Source organism: Paenirhodobacter sp., from assembly GCF_047600745.1.
Lineage (GTDB): Bacteria > Pseudomonadota > Alphaproteobacteria > Rhodobacterales > Rhodobacteraceae > Rhodobacter.
In genome coordinates, this window is sequence record NZ_JASGKI010000003.1 from 289,139 (window position 1) to 310,644 (window position 21,506).

Annotated in this window: 14 protein-coding genes and 3 pseudogenes; 10 read left to right on the plus strand and 7 right to left on the minus strand. The window is 62.4% G+C overall.

All coding sequences use genetic code 11. The features are described from left to right. Positions 1 to 3: 3 nt before the first annotated feature. A complete protein-coding gene (locus QM789_RS07975) occupies positions 4 to 621 on the minus strand; it encodes a helix-turn-helix transcriptional regulator (protein WP_420351399.1) in 618 nt (205 codons plus the stop codon). A 303-nt stretch (positions 622 to 924) separates the two neighbouring features. Between QM789_RS07975 and QM789_RS07980 the strand changes: the two genes are divergently transcribed. Next, positions 925 to 1,872 (plus strand): ornithine cyclodeaminase family protein, encoded by a 948-nt coding sequence (locus tag QM789_RS07980; RefSeq protein WP_420351400.1) that lies wholly within the window; start codon positions 925 to 927, stop codon positions 1,870 to 1,872. Positions 1,873 to 2,073: 201 nt separating this feature from the next. Beyond that, positions 2,074 to 3,027 (plus strand): pyridoxal-phosphate dependent enzyme, encoded by a 954-nt coding sequence (locus tag QM789_RS07985; RefSeq protein ID WP_420351401.1) that lies wholly within the window; start codon positions 2,074 to 2,076, stop codon positions 3,025 to 3,027. 221 nt (positions 3,028 to 3,248) lie between these two features. On the opposite strand, the pseudogene QM789_RS07990 reads toward QM789_RS07985, so the two are convergent. Beyond that, positions 3,249 to 3,504: pseudogene (locus tag QM789_RS07990) on the minus strand (IS21 family transposase); the annotation flags it as partial. 189 nt (positions 3,505 to 3,693) lie between these two features. Here QM789_RS07990 and QM789_RS07995 point away from each other — a divergent pair. The 4 genes and pseudogenes from QM789_RS07995 (at position 3,694) to QM789_RS08010 (ending at position 8,261) form a co-directional block, all read left to right on the plus strand. Beyond that, a complete protein-coding gene (locus tag QM789_RS07995; protein WP_420350244.1) occupies positions 3,694 to 4,824 on the plus strand; it encodes an IS110 family transposase in 1,131 nt (376 codons plus the stop codon). A 357-nt stretch (positions 4,825 to 5,181) separates the two neighbouring features. Next, positions 5,182 to 6,345 (plus strand): annotated as a pseudogene (locus QM789_RS08000) (IS5 family transposase). A 201-nt stretch (positions 6,346 to 6,546) separates the two neighbouring features. Continuing rightward, a pseudogene (locus QM789_RS08005) lies at positions 6,547 to 7,846 on the plus strand (IS701 family transposase). 178 nt (positions 7,847 to 8,024) lie between these two features. After that, a complete protein-coding gene (locus tag QM789_RS08010) occupies positions 8,025 to 8,261 on the plus strand; it encodes a helix-turn-helix domain-containing protein (protein WP_420351402.1) in 237 nt (78 codons plus the stop codon). A gap of 106 nt (positions 8,262 to 8,367) precedes the next feature. On the opposite strand, the gene QM789_RS08015 is transcribed toward QM789_RS08010, so the two are convergent. Together QM789_RS08015 and QM789_RS08020 are read right to left on the minus strand one after the other, a co-directional pair. Then, a complete protein-coding gene (locus tag QM789_RS08015; protein WP_420351403.1) occupies positions 8,368 to 8,757 on the minus strand; it encodes a hypothetical protein in 390 nt (129 codons plus the stop codon). A gap of 200 nt (positions 8,758 to 8,957) precedes the next feature. Next, positions 8,958 to 9,443: a hypothetical protein gene (locus QM789_RS08020; RefSeq protein WP_420351404.1), complete on the minus strand. Its 486-nt coding sequence runs from the start codon at positions 9,441 to 9,443 to the stop codon at positions 8,958 to 8,960. A gap of 1,766 nt (positions 9,444 to 11,209) precedes the next feature. Between QM789_RS08020 and QM789_RS08025 the strand changes: the two genes are divergently transcribed. After that, entirely contained in the window at positions 11,210 to 11,374 is a 165-nt protein-coding gene (locus QM789_RS08025) for a hypothetical protein (protein WP_420351405.1), read from the plus strand. A gap of 814 nt (positions 11,375 to 12,188) precedes the next feature. Here QM789_RS08025 and QM789_RS08030 read toward each other — a convergent pair. The 3 genes from QM789_RS08030 to QM789_RS08040 form a co-directional block, all read right to left on the minus strand. Then, positions 12,189 to 14,177, minus strand: a complete 1,989-nt coding sequence (locus QM789_RS08030; protein WP_420351406.1) for a hypothetical protein — start codon at positions 14,175 to 14,177, stop codon at positions 12,189 to 12,191. A gap of 123 nt (positions 14,178 to 14,300) precedes the next feature. Beyond that, on the minus strand, positions 14,301 to 15,011 hold the full coding sequence (locus tag QM789_RS08035) for an ABC transporter ATP-binding protein (RefSeq protein ID WP_420351407.1): 711 nt from the start codon (positions 15,009 to 15,011) through the stop codon (positions 14,301 to 14,303). 1 nt (position 15,012) lies between these two features. Then, entirely contained in the window at positions 15,013 to 16,236 is a 1,224-nt protein-coding gene (locus QM789_RS08040; protein ID WP_420351408.1) for a capsule biosynthesis protein, read from the minus strand. An 80-nt stretch (positions 16,237 to 16,316) separates the two neighbouring features. Here QM789_RS08040 and QM789_RS08045 point away from each other — a divergent pair, with 80 nt between their 5' ends. The 3 genes from QM789_RS08045 to glf all read left to right on the plus strand — a co-directional run bounded on the left by QM789_RS08045 (position 16,317) and on the right by glf (position 21,504). Then, the gene (locus QM789_RS08045) at positions 16,317 to 17,141 is read left to right on the plus strand and encodes an ABC transporter permease (RefSeq protein WP_420351409.1); all 825 of its coding nucleotides are present in this window, start codon (positions 16,317 to 16,319) and stop codon (positions 17,139 to 17,141) included. Between the two features lie 228 nt (positions 17,142 to 17,369). Then, positions 17,370 to 20,303, plus strand: coding sequence for a calcium-binding protein (locus QM789_RS08050; RefSeq protein ID WP_420351410.1), 2,934 nt, complete (start codon positions 17,370 to 17,372; stop codon positions 20,301 to 20,303). 67 nt (positions 20,304 to 20,370) lie between these two features. Beyond that, complete coding sequence (glf, locus tag QM789_RS08055) at positions 20,371 to 21,504, plus strand: UDP-galactopyranose mutase (protein ID WP_420351411.1); 1,134 nt, start codon at positions 20,371 to 20,373, stop codon at positions 21,502 to 21,504. The last annotated feature ends 2 nt before the right edge of the window (positions 21,505 to 21,506 follow it).

The window sequence follows — 21,506 nt, forward strand, 5'->3', positions numbered from 1 at the left end:
GGCTTATCCCTCATCCGCAAAGCCTGCGCCCGTTTCCTTTGCGGCGCGCAGATAGTTGTAAACCGTCGCCCGCCCCATCCGGAGCACGCGGGAAATGTAGGCGGCCGCATGCCTGCCGCCGAAAGCGCCATCCTCGGCCAGTTCCAGCACCAATTGCCGCTTCTGCGCCCGGGTCAGGTCGGGGATGGCGATGCCGCGGCGCGCCGTCCAGCTGTGGATATAGGCGTTGATCCGTTCGTGCCAGTCCTCCTTGAACAGCACCGCGGGCTGGTCCGCGTCCGGCACTTTCGTCAAGGCGCTCAGGATGTCGATCGCCGTTTGCAGATGCGTCACATCAAGGTTGATGCACAGCACCCCCAGGGCGCGTCCCTCCGCGCCGCGCAGCACCGCGCTGATCGACTTGATGCGTCGGCCGTCGAAATTCAGCTTCTCATAGGGGCCGATCAGCCGATCGTCGGGGCGGAAGTCGATTTCGTGCAGCAGCGACGGCTCGCCCAGTTCGCGGCGGGAAAACGGGTTGGCGATATGGACGACGGTCTCGCTTTCCAGATCGTGCAGCACCACTTCGGCATGCGGTTGCAACAGCACGGCAATGGCATCGCAGACCGCGGGATAGGGCATGAGGCCGGGCGGGCATCGGGTGGGGTCAGGGGGCAATCGCTGTCATCCGCTCAGGTTGGTCGTGTTTTCAGTCTTATACTTCGTGATTTATTTTGGACATATGAATCCACCGCCGATCTGCAACACGCGGGTAGAAATGCGGCCCCTCGATGATACGGCGACCCGCGTGGCGAAGGGCCGCCGCCGGGAATGCCTGCCGAGACCATGAATAAACGTAATGGTTTCATATGGACAATATAGTATAATTCGGCAACGGTTCGGCTAGGCCGGCCCATAGGGGGCCGGGCTTCGGGAATCGGCCACATGCTCCAACTTTCGCGCAGTCAGATCGAACAGATCATCTCCACAGACAGCGGAGCGGCGGCGGCCGTGCGCGATGCCTATATCGCGATCTGTGACGGGCGGGCGAATGTGCCCCCGGTGGGGCATATCGCCTTTCCGGAGGCGCATGGCGACTGTCATATCAAATACGGCCATATCGCGGGCGACGATATTTTCGCGGTCAAGATCGCGGCGGGGTTTTACGACAACCCCGCGTGCGGGCTACCCTCCAGCACCGGCGTCGTTCTGGTCTTCTCGGCCCGGACCGGGCAGATGGAGGCGCTGTTGAACGACGAAGGGTATCTGACCGATCTGCGCACGGGTCTTGGCGGGGCCGTCGCGACCTTTGCCCTGTGTCGGCCGGAGGCGCGGCGTTTCCTGATCGTGGGCAGCGGAACGCAGGCCTATTGGCTCGCCCGCGCGCTCCGCCACCTGGCGCCGGGCGGGGTGGAACTTTCGCTCTGGGGGCGCAATGCCGGGCGGGCAGAGGCGCTGGCGGCGCGGCTGGGGGATGTGCGGGTCGCGCGCAATCTTGAAACCGCCTGCCGGGCGGCGGAGGTGATCATCACCGCCACGCCCGCCACGGTGCCGCTGATCCGCGCCGAATGGGTTCAGCCGGGATGCCATGTCACCGCGATCGGCGCCGACAGCCCGGGCAAGCAGGAACTGGAGAGCGCGCTGGTCGCCCGGGCCGACCAGCGCGTGGCCGACATGCTCTCGCAAAGCCTCGACCATGGCGAGTTCGCCACCGCGCGGGCAGAGGGGTTGATCACTGCGGCGGATTGCGTAGAGCTGGGCGCTGTGCTGGCGGGGTCCGCCGTGGGGCGCCGCAGGCCGGAGGACATCACCCTCGCCGATCTGACGGGTGTCGCGACGCAGGATATTGCCATGGCTCGCACCGTGATCGCACGGGCGAAGGCAGGCCGCTGATACCCCGCGTCGTCTCGGCGTTCCGTCTGTTTCGGAGCGGGCGGTTTCGTGAGGGCGCTGGATATGGCGGTGGTGTTCAACCCCACCCGCCGCAGGGATGGGGCGGTCGGGGCGAGATCGGCATGACATGTCCGCTGTTTCCCCTGCGCCCCGCGCCGACACAGAGCCGGGCGACGCTGAAACCGACAGAAGGAGAGCACCATGACCCAGACCATTCAGGAAACGGCCGCTGCATCGGTCCGCGCACGGCGGCGGATCAGGCCCCATATCTACGAAACCCCGTTGCTTCCGGCCCGGAGCCCCCACGGCGGAAATCTCCTGTTCAAGGCCGAGAACTTCCAGTTGACGGGCTCCTTCAAGATCCGCGGCGCGGCGTCGGTCATGACCGCGGTGCCCGCCGGTCAGCCGCTGATCACTGCGTCTTCGGGCAATCACGGCATCGGGGCCGCGCGGGCGGCGCAGTCCCTTGGCCGGCGGCTGACCGTTGTCCTGCCGGAAACCGTCGTTCCGGAAAAACTGGCGAAGATCCGGGCCTATGGCGTCGATGTGGTGCTGCATGGGGCGGAGACGGGTCTGGCGGAACAGCATGCGCAAGATCTGGCCCGGAGCATGGGCGCGCGCTACATCTCGCCCTACAACGACCCGGACGTCATCGCGGGTCAGGGAACGATCGGTCTTGAACTGCTGGATCAGGCGCAGAATATCGACAATATTTTCATTGCCATGGGTGGGGGCGGGCTGATCAGCGGTATTGGCGCTGTGCTCAGAGCCTTCAGCCCGGAGACACGGGTTTTTGGCGCGGCAGCCGTAAGCTCCCGGTCACTGGCGCTTTCAATGGAGGCCGGGCGGGTTGTCGAGAGCGAACATCTCGACACTTTGGCGGATGCGGTTTCAGGCGGCATAGATGCCGACACCCTGACATTGCCCTTGGCGCGCGCGGTTGTCGATGATGTCGTGTCCTGCACCGAGGACGAGATCACGGATGCTCTTCGGACGATCGCACAGGACGAAAACATGATTGTCGAGGGGGCCGCCGCTCTGGCGATGGCTGCCTATGTGAAGATGGCCGATGCCTGCGCGGGGAAAACCAACGTCGTTCTGCTGTGCGGTGGCAATTTCGATGGCAGAAAGATCCGCGCCCTCGCCTTGGGGTGACATCGGCATCCCCGGCGGATTTTTGGGAGCAGGCTGCGGTGTCGAGGCGGACGGGGACCGTCTAGCCGCTCGGCATCGTTTTCGCAATCAGCCCAGATCCAGTTGTGCAAGGCTGACGGCTCGGAAACCCTCTCTCAGGCCCTTGACCCGATGCCTCTTGCCCTCGCCGCCTGAAAAGCCGCGCCTTCACATATGCCGACAGGAATATCCGTGTGCCCGTGCGCGTTGAACAGCATCTCATGCGTCTGGAGCAGATATGCCCTGATCAGGAACGCGCGGCTGTGCGATAGCTTGATGTGGGCAACCTGTAGCCCGGTCCGCTCACCGCCGATGATCGCGTGATCTTCGCTCCAATCGAATTGGAATGCCTCACCCGGTTTGAACACCAGCGGCACGAATGTTCCCCGGTCCGTCGTGGTCTGCGCGCACCCGGTCCGTTCTCCAGGCGCGGACAAAGGCCGAAACCCGCTCATGGGAGTTGAGCGTGCATCTGCTCCGCCAGCAACCAGCCCGACAGCTTCTGCGCGTAAGGGGCGCCATGCCGCCCTTAGACCCCATGATCGCGTTGTGAGCTGACTGGGCCGGTGGCCTCTCCCGCGGCATTCTCCGTTCGAGGGTTGCGCCGGACGGGCCGGTGCCGAGCCTCAGGAATGGGGGAGAGACCACATGCAGGATAGCACGTTCATTGGGTTGGATGTCCACAAGGCAACGATATCTGTTGCGGTTGCGCAAGGCGAACGTGGCGGCGAGGTCCGCCACTGGGGGACGGTGCCGCACCGTCCCGATCATGTCCGCAAACTGGTCGAGAAGCTTTCGGCCAGTGGGGCACGGCTGCATCTCTGCTATGAAGCGGGTCCCTGCGGCTATGACCTCTACCGCCAGCTTGTCGAGATGGGGCACGACTGCATCGTGGTGGCGCCATCGCTGATCTCGGTGAAGACGGGCGACAGGGTGAAGACCGACCGCCGCGATGCTGTGATGCTGGCAAAGCTGCACCGGGTCGGCGAACTGACTGCGGTCTGGGTTCCGGATGCCGCGCATGAGGCGATGCGCGATCTGGTCCGGGCGCGGGCTACGGCGATGCGCGTGACGGGCAAGGCCCGCCAACACTTGCAGGGCTTTCTGCTGCGCCACGGCCGGATCCATCCCGGCAAGAAGGGCTGGACGGGTGCCTACCGGCGCTGGCTGGCGATGGTGCGGTTCACGCATCCGGCGCAACAGATCGTCCTTCAGGACTACATTGATGCCGTCGCCGATGCCGAGGCGCGGGTCGAGCGTCTGACAGGGCAGATCGCGGATCTTCTGCCAACCTGGAGCCTCGCCCCGGTCGTGGACGCGGTTCAGGCGATGCGCGGCGTCGGGTTCATCGTCGCGGTGACGGTGGTGGCCGAGGTCGGGGACTTCCAGCGCTTCGACAATCCACGGCAACTGATGGCCTATCTGGGGCTGACCCCATCGGAACATTCCAGCGGCGCCAGCGTGCGGCGGGGCGGCATCACCAAGGCGGGCAGTGGCCTTGCTCGCCGCGCTTTGATCGAAGGCGCATGGAGCTACCGGATGCAGGCCCGTGTCAGCCCGAAGCTCTACGCTCGTCTGGAGGCACTGCCCAAAAGCGCGCGTGATATCGCCCGGAAAGGCCAACTCAGGATGTGCCAGCGTTACCGCCATCTGGTTGCGGCCGGAAAGGCAAAGGTGGTGGTCATCACGGCGATCGCCCGCGAAATGGTCGGCTTCCTCTGGGCCATCGCAAAGGCAGTGGCCGTCCCTCCCGGGAACACAGAGGTCCGCGAAGGCTAAGAGACAGAACGCACCCGCATCAGGCTGATGCGCATGGTTGGGGGCGGAACACGGTGGGGAACCCTCGTCGCCTGTTATGGGCCGGCTACGCCGATGCCCGATCCTTAGAGCGATGCAGCCCAGGACGAAACCACGGTCATGCGGTAGCCAACCCGCGCATGAGAGCTTGCTCAACCGTCGTCTCTGTTCCGTCTCCTGCCCTGCGCATCTACACCAAACCACGCCCGGCCCCGCCAGGGTATTTGCTATGGAACAAGGGCTTGACAGCGGTCATGAAGCAGGCTGCTGAAATAGTCGGGCCTCGACGCCGATTGCAGAACATGGTTCACCCGCTGGGGATCAACGGCGGAGCCAGGCATGCGCGGTACAGACGAGACGAGCGGATCGCTGTTCAGTTATGTTGATCTCGAAGAGCGGATCCCCGCCCGGCATCCGCTGCGCACGATCCGGCGGGTCGTCCATGACGCCTTGGCGAGCCTCGACGGCGAGTTCGATCGGCTCTATGCCGATTTCGGTCGCCCCTCCATCGCGCCGGAACGGCTGATCCGTGCGAGCCTGCTGCAAATCCTGTTCTCGGTCCGCTCTGAGCGGCACCTGATGGAGCAGCTGGACTACAACCTGCTGTTCCGCTGGTTTGTGGGGCTTGGCGTCGACGACCAGGTCCGGGTCCCGACCGTGTTCAGCAAGAACCGCGACCGCCTTCTCACCACGGACATGTCGCGCAAGGTGATGGCCGCCATTCTCGCGCATCGCGAGGTCGCTGAACTCCTGTCGGACGACCACTTCTCGGTCGACGGCATATTGGTGAAGGCCTGGGCTTCCATGAAGAGCATCCGGCCAAAAGTGGACGGCGATCCCGGCGATCCCGGCGATCCTCCGGTACAGGATGCCGCCCCGCAAGCCCCATCTCCGCAGCCCGATCCGGAAACCCGCCCGATGTCCCGCCCCGCCAGCCGCAGCCGGAATGCCGAAGTGGATTTCAGGGGCCAGAAGCGCACGAACGCGACGCATGCCTCCACGACAGATGCCGATGCGCGGCTTTACCGGAAATCCCCGGGTACCGGCGCGATGCCATGCTTCATCGGGCACGCGGTCATGGAGAACCGCAGCGGGCTGGCCGTCCAGGGCGACTTGACCCGCGCGGACGGTCGTGCCGAGCGCAAAGCGGCGCTCGACATGATGCACCGGCATTCGCCGGGATCGACCAGGCGGCTGACCCTGGGCGCCGACAAGGCCTACGACGCTGCCGGGTTCGTGGCTGATTGCAGGCGAGCCTGCATCACCCCGCATGTCGCGCAGAAGCCGCGGTTCTCGGCGATCGACGGACGGACAACGCGGCACAAGGGTTATGCCCTGTCTCAGAAGCACCGGAAGCGAGTCGAGGAGCTCTTCGGCTAGTCCAAGACCGTCGGCGGCGCGGCGCAGACCCTCTATCGCGGCGTGGAGCGCGTGCGGTCCCGCTTCCTCCTCACGCTGGCGGCGGCAAACCTTGCCCGGCTGCCGAGGCTGCTGGCGATTTGAGGCCAGGAAACACCGCGCCACCCATGCCGAGAGGCCAGGAAAGGCCGGAAAATCAAGCCGCCCGCCAAGCGCAGCGGAAACCGTTCCGCTCACCAGACTATTTCGGCGGCCTGCTACCACTACTTTGGCAGAAGTGTATTTTCAGGATTCCCAAGAGTCACTTGCGGTGATTCATAGAGTGCCAGCTTGTGGAGGCTGGCGATGGCGGATGATTGGCGGGACGATCTGGCGGAGTGGCTTCGTCCCTTTGTGGCAACATTGGGCGATCGTCGCAGGGCGCGGATGTGTCCGGCTTACGTTGAGGGGCTGATTGGTCCTGGCGATCGCAAGAGCGTGCAGCCCATGGCGATGCGTTCGCCCGGGATTGGCTATGATCAACTTCATCATTTTATTGGTGCCGCGCTGTGGGACAGCGCGCCGCTGGAGAAGGAACTGTGCCGGCAGGCAGACGCCTTGGTTGGTGGCAGCGATGCCTGGCTGATTATTGATGATACCGCGTTGCCCAAGAAGGGGCGTGCCTCGGTTGGGGTCGCACCGCAATACGCGTCGGCGCTCGGCAAGAACGCCAACTGCCAGACCCTTGTGTCGGTGACGCTGGCATCAGGCGAAGTGCCCGTGATGATCGGGCTTCGGCTGTTTCTGCCCGAGAAGCTGGACCAGTGATACGGCGCGCATGGATCGGGCAAAGGTTCCTGACGAGGCGCGCACCTACCGTACCAAGCCGGAGATCGCATTGGCCGAGATCGACCGTGTGCGCAGCGCAGGTGCGCGCTTTGGCGGCATCCTGGCCGACGCCGGCTATGGCCTGTCTGGCCCGTTCCGGCAGGCGCTCACCGAGCGTGGACTGACCTGGGCCGTGGGCATCCCTCACAAGCAGAAGGTCTACCCGGCCAACGTTGCCCTGATCTTCCCGATCGCCGGTCGCGGGCGACCGCGTAAGAACCATGTCCCCGATGTCCCATCTCGTCCGGCGCAGGAGATACTTGAGAAGGCGAAGTGGCAGGCCGTGAGTTGGCGGCGCGGCACGAAAGGCAAGCTCTCAGCCCGGTTCGCTGCCATGCGTGTCCGCGTCGCCGACGGACCGCCGCAGCGCATTGGCAATCTTGGCCAGCAGCATCTGCCCGGCGAGGAGGTCTGGCTGGTCGGCGAGCACCGTTCCACCGGCGAGCGCAAATACTACCTCAGCAACCTGCCGGCCGACACACCGCTCAAGAAACTGGCCGGGGCCATCAAGGCCCGTTGGGTCTGTGAGCAAGCCCATCAGCAGCTCAAGGAAGAGTTGGGCCTTGACCACTTCGAGGGCCGATCATGGCAGGGCCTGCACCGACATGCGCTCATGACCATGATCGCGTTCTCCTTCCTGCAAGCCCGACGCCTGAAGGCAGCGGGTGGGAAAAAAAAGGGCCCCAGCTCCCCCGCCGCAACCGAGCCTACCAGCTATCAGGCAGACGATCTTGATCCAGCTCAGTCAGCCGCCGCCCAACTGTCCCCACTGCCGTAGGAAGTGGCGAAAAATACTCAACAAACTTCTGCCAAAGTAGTGCTAGGGGGTGCCGCTGGCCTTGCCGCCGTTCATTCGCTCTTATCCTTTTTCAGATGGCGACGCCTGGGGTCAGGCGCGCGCCTTGCCGTGCCGGACAAGAACCTCATCCACTCCGATCCGCTTGGATCGCGGCACCATGACGGCCGAGGCCGCGAATATGTCCATGCGGTCCAATCTGCTGATCGCTATCGACCAGCGTGTGCGGAGTTGGGCTGTCACCCAGGCTGAGGCGGCGTGGCGTCTCGGGATCACACAGCCGCGCCTCAATGATCTGCTGCGCGGTCGGATCACGAACTTCAGCCTCGATACGCTCATCAATCTGGCGAGCCAAGCAGGGCTTACTGTGCGGCTGGATATAGACGAAGCCGCTTGATGACTTCGGTTCCGCTTCGCGGCGTCAGCCCCCGGCCCGGAGGCGAACGCGCTTCCCTATAGCGCCGTAGAGAGCCGGAGGGCCGTCAGCATGAATCCCCGGTGCGTCAGCGCCGGGACCGCTTTTCCCATGTGGCCGGTTCGGGCAGGGAGGCGTTGAGCATGTCGTCCAGCTCAGCGCTCATTTCCTCACCCGAAATCCCCGGCCGTGGATCGTCGATCGCGGCCTGTATGGTGCGTTTGAACAGTTCCTGGCGCAGATCGGCATGGGGTTCCAGATCCTCATGTTCGCCCAGGATCACGAACACGGCTTCGGACGGGTCGAGGAACTGGCCCTGTTCGATCTTGTCGAGCAGCCACAGGGCCAGAGAGGGCGACAGATAGGCTTCAAACGTCAAGCCGCCTTCCGCGACCTGGTTGCGGAGTCGCTTGGCCTGTTCGATGGCATGGGCCTTGTCGGCGGGGTCGGGCCATTCAAAGGCTTCGGTGTCGGTCATGGTTTCATCCTTCTGCCTGAACGAACAGCCCTCGGAACGACCGCTGCCCCATCCTGTTCCTCTCTGCTTGCGCCCTGGATGCTATCGTTATCTATTGGTTTGAGTCCTGATTGTAGGATTGGAGAGTTCTGCGCGGCCTAATCTTCTTTTAACGCAACGGATTGACGTGGAAGCACGAGCCTGCCGCCTTCCCCGGATGGCTAAAATCCCAAATCGAAAAGTCGCGGCGTATATCGCTCCACGAGGCAAGCCTGGTCGCCGCTACAGGCGTCACGGGCCCGCTGATTGTCCAGAAAGGCGGTTTTCTTGGCGCTGTCAGCCGCGCGTTGGAAAACAAAAGAGGTTCGCAACCGCTCGGTCCATCGCCCACAGTCTTGAGAACTACAAATCGCAACCTCAGCCGGGGTTCCTGCCTTGCCGCAGTCAAAGCCGGGGCCAGTGCCTCCGGTTTCAATGCCGTCCTTTCTTGACGCAACCTCTGCCGAAAGGCAGCAACGGACAGTCCCGTCACGCTGCATCCCGGCCTTGTTGATTTCGAGAAACTCCGGAAGAAATGGAATGGATGTCTCACCACCGAAGAGATCACGGCCTTCTCGGAAGGTCTTTTCTGCTTGCGCGTGCCATTCCCCCTCATTTCCACCCAGCAGTTCAACACAATTTCTTGCAAGCACGGCAAGATCAGTCACCTGTCTGGCGATGCGCCTTGGATTTGGCCTGTCTGCGGGTGTGATAACCCGCTCACCGTCCTGGATATAACGTCAATGTCCACGCCTGAGCGATCTCCGGTGTGACCGGAAGGAGTTCCTCCCCTGGTCTTACTGTCGTGAAATGCTCGATGGCAACCCTGCTCAGACCAAGTTCATCAAGATACGTCCAGATTTTCGCATTTCGACACTTGATTCTGTCGAGTCCTCAACCCAATAAACGGCGTGAACCAGATGTTCGCTTCTGAGGACATGTAACGGCGCACGCCAGAAAACCAGATAACCGCACAGATAGAATGACAACCCTCTCCATCCAGAACCAGAGTCGTGAATCCTCTGATCGCGATCTGCGCGCCGATCAGAAACTCCGGCGTCCACGTCGCATCCCGGGGATGTCAAAAAAACGGATGCCCGCTCCGCACCCTCGGCCATCTGGCGAAAGCGATCGTCATCTCCGGATTCGATTGGCCCCAAGATCATGACCAACTTCTGCCCGGGGACAAATCCGTCGATGACATACATATTCACAGCGAAAGATCCATACGCGGTCAGGATAGCTATGGCGGAGGGCAAAAATTAATGATCGCGCCTCTCATCCAGCCATCCGATTTTGATCTTCTTTAAGCAGATCAACACACAGACGTAGTTGTTGTAATGGGTTTTGTATATAGAATAAATCTTCGATCATCGCGGTTATGTTTCTGCGTCTGCATTGTGGGCGGCGATGGAGCTCAGGGACGTCAGGGCACCACTGGTTTTCCCGGCGCTGCCTTTCGGGGAATAGAAGGAAACGATCATTGGTTCCTCGGTGTTTTGCGTTTGTGAGGTCTGTTCCTTATTGTCGTTCATTGTGCATCAGGCTCAAGGGAGGTAAAATTCTCTATTAATTAATGGGCATTTTAGTTCTCGTGAAGCCTTTTAACGCGTCATCATTGGCAGGTTCAATTTTGAGAAAACTTTGTGGATAAATCTGGATTAGCGCCGCACTTTTTCATGGAGTGTGCCATACTCTGCCATACTCTGCCATGAAGTGTGGCACTTCATGGCACAGTGCCACACTTTGCCACTTGATCCTGGGTAGTGAGCTTGCGCCGAGAGGCGGGGCGCTTCGGGGGCGGATGGTCGGATGCTGGCGCCAGCCGCGAGCGATGGCCTAGAAGGTTCGCTATCTCGCCCTAGTCGCCCTCTGCGTCATCACCCACATCGATGTGGAAGACCTACATTCACCCTCGGCCCCACCTGAAGCATGCCGCAGGAGCCACGGAGAAGGCCGCGGAGTGCCCATCTTTGATTTTTAGGTGGGTAGGGTGTCGCTCAACAAAGGTGGCTCATAGGTGACGCTCTCCGTGGCTCCTGCGTCATGGCGGCTCGTGAGGGGTGCCCCGGGGGTGCGCCTTCCGGCTGACAGCTCGCCGTCCTGGCCGGGTTTGGAGGTGGCGTTTTTGGCGCGTCGATCGTGCCGGGTTTGACCCTACCGAAAATCGGCGAAAAGCAAAGCGAAATCCGGGGGGTGTCAAACGCCTCTGTGTCAAAACAGGGGGGGGTCAAACGCCTCTACATGTTGGGTTTGCCAGGGGGGGTGCCAACCTAAGCGTTTTTTTGGGGGTTCGAGCACTAACCAGAGGACAGGGTTTGGCCCCCTCGATTTTCACCATATGTTCTCTATGTCGAAGAGCGTAATTTCCACAGCCCTATGAGGCGAAAACACAGATCTGACAGGACGCTCTGCACCGTAACGTGAGAACCAGGTGGCGATCACGCATCATATTGTAAACAATGAAGAAAATATACTAGCGAAGGATCTTTGCTCGAAATGCTATCGGCAGATCCAGGACAAGGGTCTGCGGACGGTCTTCTGGCGCGGCACGATCAAGCGGTTGAAGGCGCAGCTGGCCGAGGGCGGGGAGGCATGATGAAGGGTATTCTCGCGCGGTTTTTGGAGGGTGGGAGCGAGGCGTCGGCCCCCGTTTCGACGTCGAAAACACACATCGAAACGGGGCATCTGACCGGTGCAGGAGAGGCCGTTCCGGGGCACAAATCCGTCCCCGGAGAGAACACACAACGACGATCTTCTCTGTCTTCTTTCCACATTGACGAGGCCATTTCGTCGGCCAGACCGCGAGAAGAACGGGCCTTCTCCGTGGAAGATTTTTGGCAAAAGAGACTGGCGGCATGGCCCCTTCAGGCCTGCCGCATCCTTATAAGGGAGGTCTTGAAATCGTCACTTCGGCGGAATTGATGGAGGCAAAATCGGCAGTTCATTGGGCGGGTTCTGGATGCGTTCCGGCATAAGAAATATATCTCCGACTTCGATACACGCGCCGTGGAATTCATACGGAGATGGGGCCTCTACCGGCATCGAATGCCTGTCACCATCTTGGTCGCGGGAATTTGTGCGCTGTGGATGCGGTGTGGTTGTATTCTTGGTGGCGGGTAAATTCTGTTGCTGAAGGAGTGCCTCTGATCTACCGTTCTTCTGCCCCTGATGCGTTCGCGGGTATATGTCGCAGAATGATGCGAACGTCCTTGAGGGCGTCGATGGAAATCTTTCCACCGGATTGCGCTCAAGGTCACGTCCGTCAAGGAGGTGTAATTTCCCGGATGGCCTGAGGGCATGATCAGGCGGCCTTTGTGGTGATGATGAGAATGGGGTCGATCGGGGATCTGGCTGGTGGTCAGATGCGGGGTACTGTCGCGCGTTTTCGCAAAAATGCCCCGGCGACTGCCTTAGGAAGTCTTCAGAAGATGGAAAGAGATCTGAGCCTTCGCCAATTCCAGGATCAGATCGGTCGGGATCGAGTAATTGGTCATTTCCGCTTCGGGAAAGAACCGGTGGTCGCGCGCATCGGCATCCTTGCTCCAGGCGACGGGCGCCAATTCGGTATAAGGCCCGATCAGAAGATCCAGGTTCGCATATTTGTCGCGGTTGATCTCATACAGCGCGTTTGACGAATAAATCAGCCCCGGCTTGGAATACATCACCGAAGGCACGACCGTGCCCGACCCCAAGGGCCCGATGAAATAGTCGATCTCGTCGCAGATGATGCGGCATTTTTCGTTCAACGTCTTCTCCGCCATGGAATGGAAGGAGAAGGTCGGGATCTTCTTGCGGATTCGCGCTTCGATGTCCGTGACGATCTTCTCTTCTTGAACGAAGGTCTTGTAAACCGGCAGGCCCATGCGATACGGCTGGCGATAACTGGTCATGCCATTGATATGGATCCGGATCGAAGGATCGCGTTGCGCGCACCATATAGCCAGTTTCTCGATGAAGTCTTCCTGTTCGAGCCAGCGGCGTTTTTCCAGGTCGAGCGTGAAGAAAATACCGAAAGGCCGGGAGTTCTCGCGTTTGACGGCGGGACGCCCGGGAGGGAGGTCAAGCCGCTGGCCGTTGAATTCGGGGATCATCACCCGCTGCCAGCCTCGGCCATAGGTCCGGCCACGGTTCTGGAACTGAAAACGGTTTTCCCGCGCCAGACCGAGATTGCCGTTCAAAAGGCTGCTCAACCCGTCGACATAGCCCTGATCGAAACGAACCCGTTTCATCGCGGCATCGCCCAGAAGTTTTCGCATATGCGGCTCTGCGGCCGCCGTTTCGGGCTCAAAGCCGAGCGATTCATCTTCCGAGCGGAGAATTTCGATCGAATGGCCAAGATCCGCCATTTGCCGAATGGATGTCAGCGCAAAGGAGCAATCCCCCAGCCTCCAGTTCCCGTAGCTGAGCGCCAGCCCCTTTGTGCTGCGGGTCGGGGCGGCATCGGCAAAAAGCACCTTGGCGATTTCATAAAAGAACCGGCTTTCCGAAACCTTCCGGCCCGGTTCCAGCAGATGTTCAAGATAGGGTTTGAGATGCCCGCGGAACCGCCCGGCATCGCCGAGGATGAAATTCTCCCCGATCAGCAGGACAACGCCAAACCCTTCAAAAGCAAAGACATCTTCCCCGAAATTCGTCAGTTGCAACTGATAGAGGGTCACATAGCTGCTGACCGTGATGCTGGAAACGGCTTTGAACGGCTCCCGGCACAGCGCCAGAAAATCGAAATCCTTGGGATGCGACGGGCCGTATTTCCCCATCGTGCGCACCAGATCGGCAATCCGCAGATCCCGCGAGAGTTTCCAATCGGGATGGGTGGCCAGTGCCAGAAGGACAGGGGGATAAAACCGTTTTCCGCCGCGCCCGCGCCCATGTTGAACATGAACGGCGTGATAATTGTCGCTGCCCTCCGGAACGACCGGTTCATGCGCCGGCCATTTCGACAGATCCTTCGCCGCAATGGCGCTGCGGGCGGCCCTGAGCGCCTCCGCCGAAGGGCCGGAGAGGAAACAATGCAGCACCAGCGGATCGCCCAGGAAATTCGCGATCAGAAGCCTGTCACGCCCTGCGGAAACGGAAAACAGCCCCCGCGACGTCGGATTGCCCCCGGCGTCGTTCACGGTCACCGCGCCATCGGCCAGGCTAAAGCGGCTTTCCTTCGGCGATTCCCCCTTCATGCTCCACATCGTCAGGCGGCCATCATCCTCGACCGCCATCCCTTTCAGGAAGGTGGTCCAGCGATACATCAGCACATTGCCCTGCGGCAGATCCGCCCCCTGCGCCGGGCGCGGTTGACCGGCCAGCCGCGCCAGAGCGTGGGATGCCCGTTCAAAGGCCGCCACGAAACGGCCGCGATCCTCGGCGCAAAACTGCGTCAGCGTGTGAAGAAAGCTCTGCGACACCTCGGGCAGTTCGGACTGAAGCTCCGTTCAGACACGCGCCTGCCCGGCAAATTTATCACCCAGCGTGGCGATATAGCTGCGGGTGTCCATGGTGATTTCGTGCTTCTGGTAACTGCCGTGACGTTATTCCGGCTTGGCGGGCGCCGCGCGCACGACCCGTTGCGGGATGGATGGAGGTCGGCCGAGCGTCGTTCGTTCATAGGCGTGGATCGCCTCCTCCACATCCTTGTAGAGGGTCAGCTTTCCACGCTCAAGAACCGCGCCCATGGTGCAGGTCTTGCGGATGAAGGGCATCGAATGGCTGACGACGACGGAGCTCGCATTGCGCGTCCGGTCGCTGAACACCGTTTGCGATTTCGCCCGGAATGCGGCATCGCCGACACTGGTCACTTCGTCGACCAGATAGGTGTCGAAGTCGATGCCCATGCTCGCGCCCATCGCCAGCCGCGAGCGCATGCCCGAAGAATAGGTTCCGAAAGGCTTGTGGTAGTTCACGCCCAGTTCGGCGAAATCGGCGACGTAATCGACCAGCTCATCGGTATCGACGCCATAGATCCGCGCCACGAAACGCACATTCTGCGCGCCGGTCAGATCCCTGTGGAAGCTGCCCGCGAACCCCACTGGCCAGGAGACCGTGCCATCGCTCAGCACCCGGCCCGAGGTCGGCAGCATCGTCCCCGCGATCATGCGCAGCAGGCTGGATTTCCCCGCCCCGTTCCGGCCCAGCAACGCCACGGATTCACCCGTCGGGAAGACGGCGTTGATGCCGTCGGCAATGACCGTCTGGATCCCCTTGCGGCGATAGACCTTCGTCAGGTTCTCAAGGACGATCATTTCAGCGCCGGTCGCGGATACTGTAATAGATCAGCAGAAGGATGGACCAGATCAGCAGCATGACCCCGAAGGCGCCCGCCAGCAGCCCGATCCGGTTCGGCTTCGTGGAAATCTCCGCCAGGCGCGGCTCGACATGCGCCGCGAGATAGCGCGACTGGCGCTGCGCCTCCGCGATGGCCGCGTCATAGGAGGCCTGCGCCGAACGGAACGCGGTTTCAGCGAATTCCTTGTTGGCGGCCAGTCGTTCATATTCCGCGACGAGCAGCGCATAGCTCTCCTCGCTTTCGCCGGTGTGGGCGGAGCCGAACTTGGCCCGTTCCTCGGCGATCCGGGTGCGGATGGCGGTGATCTTCTGCTCGGTCTGGACGATGCGCTGATCGCGCGGCTGCGCCTTGTCGCGCAGGGTGTCGAGCGAGATCAGCGCCTCTGCCAGCTGCGACTGGAGCGAGTTCAGCACCCCCATCTGTCCCGCCAGATCGGCCATCGGGTCGACGATCTGCGTGCGCATCCGGAACGCGGTCAGATCCTGGCGCGCGGCGGTCAGGCGGTCCTGCGTCTTGGCCAGTTCGTTGCGCGCGAACCGCGTGGCATCCTCGCGCGCGATGTCGGACAGCCGGTTGATGGTGCGGCTGCTTTCGTCGAAGGTCGCGCGGGCGATGGCCAGCGCATCCTCCGGGGTGAAGGCGGCCACTTCGATGGTGATCAGCCGCGTCGAGGTGTCGTAAAGCACATGCACCTGCCGCCGCCAGTAGCGCGCCAGCCGCTCGATCGGCTCGCCGGGCGCCAGCGCAAAGACCGGATCGCCCGGCCAGGCCTTGGTGAACCGGCTCCGCAGGTCGATTTCCCGGTCGATGCGCGCCACGATTTCCTCGCTGCGCAGGAAATCATAGAGAATATCGGTATCGGTCGTACCCGCCGATCCGGTCAGCTGCGTGATCCCGCCCAGCAGGTCGATCGAGGGCGACGATTCTTCCTTGCGGACGGAAAAGGCCACGGACGAGACATATTGATCCTCGGCATGGACCCACAGATACCAGGCGCTGATCAGAACGGGCAGGATGACGACGACCAGAAACGACAGCGCGATCAGCTTGTGCCGCTTCTGCAACCGGGCATGCGGCACCGGAGGGCGTGGCGCATCGGCCGGCGGCACGGCGGGGGTCGGCGGGCGGGCGCCCTTTGCTTCGGCGGGTTGACCATTGTCCACGGGGATGGTCTGGTTCACGTCGAATTGCTTTCAGTTGTTCCGATCTTTCAGGCTTGTTACATGCGGGACGCCAACAAGGCCAGATCTTCGTTTATCACATGACCGATATACCGCAGCCCGAGCAGAACCGCACAAACCTGCATGACGTCCGCAAGCGCCCGAGCTTCCAGATGGGAAGGACGGTGGTCGCGCTGATGCTGCGCGAGATGGCGACGACCTATGGCCGGTCCGCGGGCGGTTACCTGTGGGCGATTCTCGAACCCATCCTGGGGATCGCGCTGCTTTCGGTGCTGTTTTCCATGACGCTGCGTCAACCGCCGGTCGGGGACAGTTTCGCGCTGTTCTATGCCACGGGCTTCCTGCCGTTTTCGATGTTCAATTCGCTGACCAACAAGCTCGCGCGCTCGGTCCAGTTCTCGCGCCCGTTCATGGCCTATCCTTGCGTGACCTTCATGGATACGCTGGTGGCGCGGCTTTTGCTCAATGCGCTCACGGATATCGTGGTGCTGCTTGTGGTCGTGTGCGGGATCATGCTGATCTTCGGGCTGCCGTTCTGGCTTGATCTTGGCCGGCTTGGGCTGATGCTGGGGCTGGTCGTGCTGCTGTCGGCGGGGGTGGGTACGCTGAATTGTTTCCTGATGACATCGTTTCCGATCTACGAGCGGATCTGGTCGATTGCCACGCGGCCGCTGTTTCTGGTTTCGGGGGTGTTCTTCACCTATTCCTCGATGCCGCCGCAGGTGCAGGACCTGCTGTGGTTCAATCCGTTGATCCATATCGTGGGGCTGGCGCGGATGAGCATCTACCCGACCTATAATGGGGAATATGTCAGCCCGGCCTATGTCGCGCTGATCGGGGCGGTGACGCTGTTCTTCGGCCTGATGCTGCTGGTGCGGCATTTCAAGCGGCTGATGGAAGCCTGAAGGTCCGGGGTGGAAACGCAACCTCGAAAATCCGGAAATTTTGCTGGAAAAGCCATTTTTCCGCCACACCGGATTTCTGCCCTGTAAGGGGTTCCGCCTGCATCCTTACCCTGAACAGGCCGGGATCCGGTCGCGGCGGATGTCAGGGGTGCGGGTCCGGTCTGGGCGCGAGGTCTTCGCGGCCTCCGTCCTGACACCTCCATGCCCCGGCGGACAAGGGGCAGCGTCATGCGTGACTTGACATTTCTGGGCATGTTCGGGGCCAACCTCGACGCTTTGGCGGTCGATCTGCGGTCGCTGGCCGTGTTCGACAGCAGGTCCGGCCCGGTCCTCATCGCGGCGGGCGGGCAGAACGGGGGGATCTTCTCGCTGTCGCTCAACACCGGGAAAGTCCTCGACAAGGTTGCCTATTCCGCCTCGATGGTGTCGATGAGCACCGGCGCGCTGACGCTGCTGCCATCTTCGGGCGGGACGATCGCCGTCATCGGCGCCAATGCGCAGGGCAAGCTGGTCGGCTACTGGCTGGAAAGCGCGGGCACCATCGGCGCGCCGGTGGTGCTGTCCACGCAGGCAAGCGCGCCGCTCTCCCCCACCGTGCTTTCCGCCACGCAGGACGGTGACGTCGTAACCCGGCTCGCCAACGGCGCCTATGCCACGCTGACCGAAACCTCCGCCGCCAGCCTGAAACAGGTCGCGGCGAGCGATGCCATCCTGTCCGCCGGGCTCACCACGGTGCTCGATACCGTCCGGATCGGTTCGGCCGACTATCTGCTCACCCTGCGCCCCGATACCGCCGGCGTCAGCAGCTACAGGATCGCGTCCAGCGGCGCCATCTCCGCCGTCGGCTCGATCGGCATGAGCGACGGCCTCGGCCTGCTGCGGACGGCGGTCGCGCTCGATACCGTGACGATCGGGGGAACCACCTTCGTGATCTCGGGGACGGCCTCCGGCGGAAGCGGGGCGCTGACGGTGATGCGGATGGACGCGGGCGGCGCGCTGTCGCTCACGGACCATATCCTCGACTCGCTCGCCACGCGGTTCGGCTCCATGACCGCGATGGATGTGGTGACGGCCGGAGACCGCGCCTTCGTCGTTGCCGGGGGCGGAGATGGCGGTGTGTCGGTGTTTCTGCTGCTGCCCACCGGTCAGTTGCTGCACCTGACCACCATCGAAGACACCGCCGAGATGGGGCTTGAGGCGATCTCGGCCATCACCGCGACGCAGGTCGGCGATACGCTGCGCATTCTGGTGGCCTCGCAGGCGGCGCCGGGGGTCACGCAGCTTTCGCTCTCGCTCGCCGATATGGGAAAGGTCATCACCGCGTCGGGGGGAAAGGCCAACGGGACCAAAGGCGATGACGTGCTGCTGGGAAGCGTGGCGGCGGACAGGCTGTCGGGCGGGGCCGGAGACGACATTCTGGTCGACAGCAAGGGGGCCGACACCCTGACCGGCGGGACCGGAGACGACCTTTTCGTGCTGCTCGCGGATGGCGCGGAGGATGTGATCACGGATTTCACCTATGGCGCCGACCGGCTCGACCTGTCCGCGGTCCCGATGCTTTACAGCGCGGCGCAACTGCGCGTGACGAAAACGGACACGGGCGCCATCCTGACCTTCCCCTCCGGCGAGCGGACCCGGATCTATTCCGCCGACGGCAAACCCCTGACGGCGGCGCAGATCCTCGCCTCGATCGAATGGAAGACCGACAGGCCGCCGATGATGCTGACGACCGAAATCACGGGGACCGCAGGCACGGACAAGCTGCTCGGCAGCTTCACGGCGGATTCGATCTCGGGCCTCGACGGAAACGACTGGCTGGACGGCGGCGGCGGGGACGATACCCTGATCGGTGGGAGCGGGAACGACACCGTTCTCGGGGGCAACGGCGACGACCTTCTTTATGGCGATGCGGGCAACGACATCATCAAGGGCCATGAGGGTGACGATTGGCTGGAGGGCGGCGATGGCAATGACGCACTGTATGGCGGCGATGGCGACGACACGATGTATGGCGGCACGGGCAACGACTCGCTTTACGGTCAGGCCGGCAATGACCGGCTTTATGGCGACGCGGGCAACGACCGGCTGTATGGCGGCACGGGCAACGATACCCTGCGCGGCGGCGATGACAACGATGTGCTGAACGGCGAAGACGGCAATGACTGGCTGTTTGGCGAAAACGGCAACGATTATCTGCGCGGCGACGCGGGCCATGACCGGATGAGTGGCGGCAGCGGCAACGATACTCTGCGCGGCGGCACCGGCAACGATACGCAGTATGGCGGCACTGGCAACGACTGGCTGTTTGGCGAGGCGGGCAACGACACGCTTTATGGCGATGCGGGCAACGACCGGCTCTCCGGCGGCGCGGGCCGGGATCGGCTGGACGGCGGATCGGGGAACGACACGCTTTATGGTGGCGATGACAACGATGTGCTGATGGGTGGCACCGGCGACGACAGGCTTTATGGCGATGCGGGCAACGATTACCTGCGCGGGAATACCGGGGAGGACTGGCTCAATGGCGGGTCGGGCAACGATACCCTGCGTGCAGGCGATGGCAACGATACGCTGTATGGCGCCACCGGCAACGACTGGCTGTTAGGCGAGGCGGGCAATGACCGGCTTTATGGCGACGCGGGCAACGACCGGCTGTATGGCGGCACGGGCAACGATACCCTGCGCGGCGGCGATAATAACGATGTGCTGAACGGCGAAGACGGCAATGACTGGCTGTTTGGCGAAGACGGCAACGATTATCTGCGCGGCGGCGCGGGCCATGACCGGATGAGTGGCGGCACCGGCAACGATACCCTGCGCGGCGGCACCGGCAACGATACGCAGTATGGCGGCACCGGCGACGACCGGCTTTATGGCGATGCAGGGCAGGATACGCTTTACGGCGGCACCGGGAATGACATCCTGACGGGTGGCGCGGGTGCGGATGTGTTCGTGTTCGCCACCGGCACCGGCGCGGATGTCGTCACCGATTTCGCCCCGGCGGAGGATGTTCTGCGGATGCAGATCGGCGCGGCCTCGATCTCCGATATCGCCCATCAGCAGACCTCCGGCGGCCTGCTGCTCAGCTGGTCCGGGGGTGAAGTGTTGTTGACCGATCTGCATTGGTCGGATCTGACGCCCGCCAACTTCGACCTGATCTGACCTTCGTCGATTGCCAATCCCTGCGGCTGATGCCACAACGATGCGGCTGAGGACAAAAGGTAGGGCAATGAATATTCTGTGCGTCGGAGCGGGGCTGTCGGGGGCTGTGATCGGGCGGAGCCTCGCGGAAGCGGGCCATAGCGTCACGGTCGTGGATGCGCGCAGCCATGTCGGCGGCAATTGCCATACCGAGCGGGATGCTGCGACCGGCGTCATGGTCCATGTCTACGGCCCGCATATCTTCCACACCGACGATGCCGAGGTCTGGGACTATGTGAACCGCTTCGCGGCCTTCCGGCCCTACCGGAACCGGGTCAAGACCACCTCGCGCGGCGAGGTGTTTTCCCTGCCGATCAACCTGCACACGATCAACCAGTTCTACCGCAAGACCCTGCGCCCGGACGAGGCCCGCGCCTTCATCGACGAACAGGCGGACAAGAGCATCGCCGATCCGCAGACGTTTGAGGAACAGGCCCTGCGCTTCGTCGGGCCGGACCTCTACGAGGCGTTCTTCAAGGGCTATACGATCAAGCAATGGGGGGTGCAGCCGTCGGAACTTCCGGCCTCGATCCTGAAGCGGCTGCCGGTGCGGTTCAACTACGACGACAACTATTTCTTCCATAAATTCCAAGGGATGCCCGAAGACGGCTACACCGCGATGATCGCCGCGATCCTCGACCATCCGGGCATCACGCTGAGCCTTGGCACCGTGTTCGACCGGGCGCAGGCGGCGGAGTTCGACCATGTGTTCTACTCCGGGCCGCTCGACGGCTGGTTCGGGTTCGAGCTGGGCCGGCTGGGCTATCGCACGCTGGATTTCGAGCGCTTCACCTATGAGGGCGACTATCAGGGCTGCGCCGTGATGAACTACGGCGAGGAAAGCGTGCCCTACACCCGGATCACCGAGCACAAGCATTTCGCGCCCTGGGAGAGCCATGCGGGTTCCGTCTGCTACCGCGAATTCTCGCGCTTCTGCGGGCCGGAGGACATCCCCTATTACCCGATCCGGCAGGTGCGGGAAAAGGCGCTGCTTTCGGACTATGTGGCGCTGGCGGAACAGGCGCAGGGTGTGACCTTCGTCGGGCGGCTGGGTACCTATCGCTATCTGGATATGGATGTGACGATCCGCGAAGCCCTTGATACCGCAGCGCATTTCCTTTCCAAAGGGACCGCCCCGGCCTTCGTGAACGCGCCGCTCTGAGC

What these genes read in the sequence shown, in the direction of transcription:
- QM789_RS07995 (WP_420350244.1), top strand. Translation starts at nt 3,694, where the DNA reads ATGCAGGATAGCACGTTCATTGGGTTGGATGTCCACAAGGCAACGATA.
- glf (WP_420351411.1), top strand. Translation starts at nt 20,371, where the DNA reads ATGAATATTCTGTGCGTCGGAGCGGGGCTGTCGGGGGCTGTGATCGGG.
- QM789_RS08035 (WP_420351407.1), bottom strand. Translation starts at nt 15,011, where the DNA reads ATGATCGTCCTTGAGAACCTGACGAAGGTCTATCGCCGCAAGGGGATC.
- QM789_RS08050 (WP_420351410.1), top strand. Translation starts at nt 17,370, where the DNA reads ATGCGTGACTTGACATTTCTGGGCATGTTCGGGGCCAACCTCGACGCT.
- QM789_RS07975 (WP_420351399.1), bottom strand. Translation starts at nt 621, where the DNA reads ATGCCCTATCCCGCGGTCTGCGATGCCATTGCCGTGCTGTTGCAACCG.
- QM789_RS08010 (WP_420351402.1), top strand. Translation starts at nt 8,025, where the DNA reads ATGACGGCCGAGGCCGCGAATATGTCCATGCGGTCCAATCTGCTGATC.
- QM789_RS08015 (WP_420351403.1), bottom strand. Translation starts at nt 8,757, where the DNA reads ATGACCGACACCGAAGCCTTTGAATGGCCCGACCCCGCCGACAAGGCC.
- QM789_RS07985 (WP_420351401.1), top strand. Translation starts at nt 2,074, where the DNA reads ATGACCCAGACCATTCAGGAAACGGCCGCTGCATCGGTCCGCGCACGG.
- QM789_RS08045 (WP_420351409.1), top strand. Translation starts at nt 16,317, where the DNA reads ATGACCGATATACCGCAGCCCGAGCAGAACCGCACAAACCTGCATGAC.
- QM789_RS07980 (WP_420351400.1), top strand. Translation starts at nt 925, where the DNA reads ATGCTCCAACTTTCGCGCAGTCAGATCGAACAGATCATCTCCACAGAC.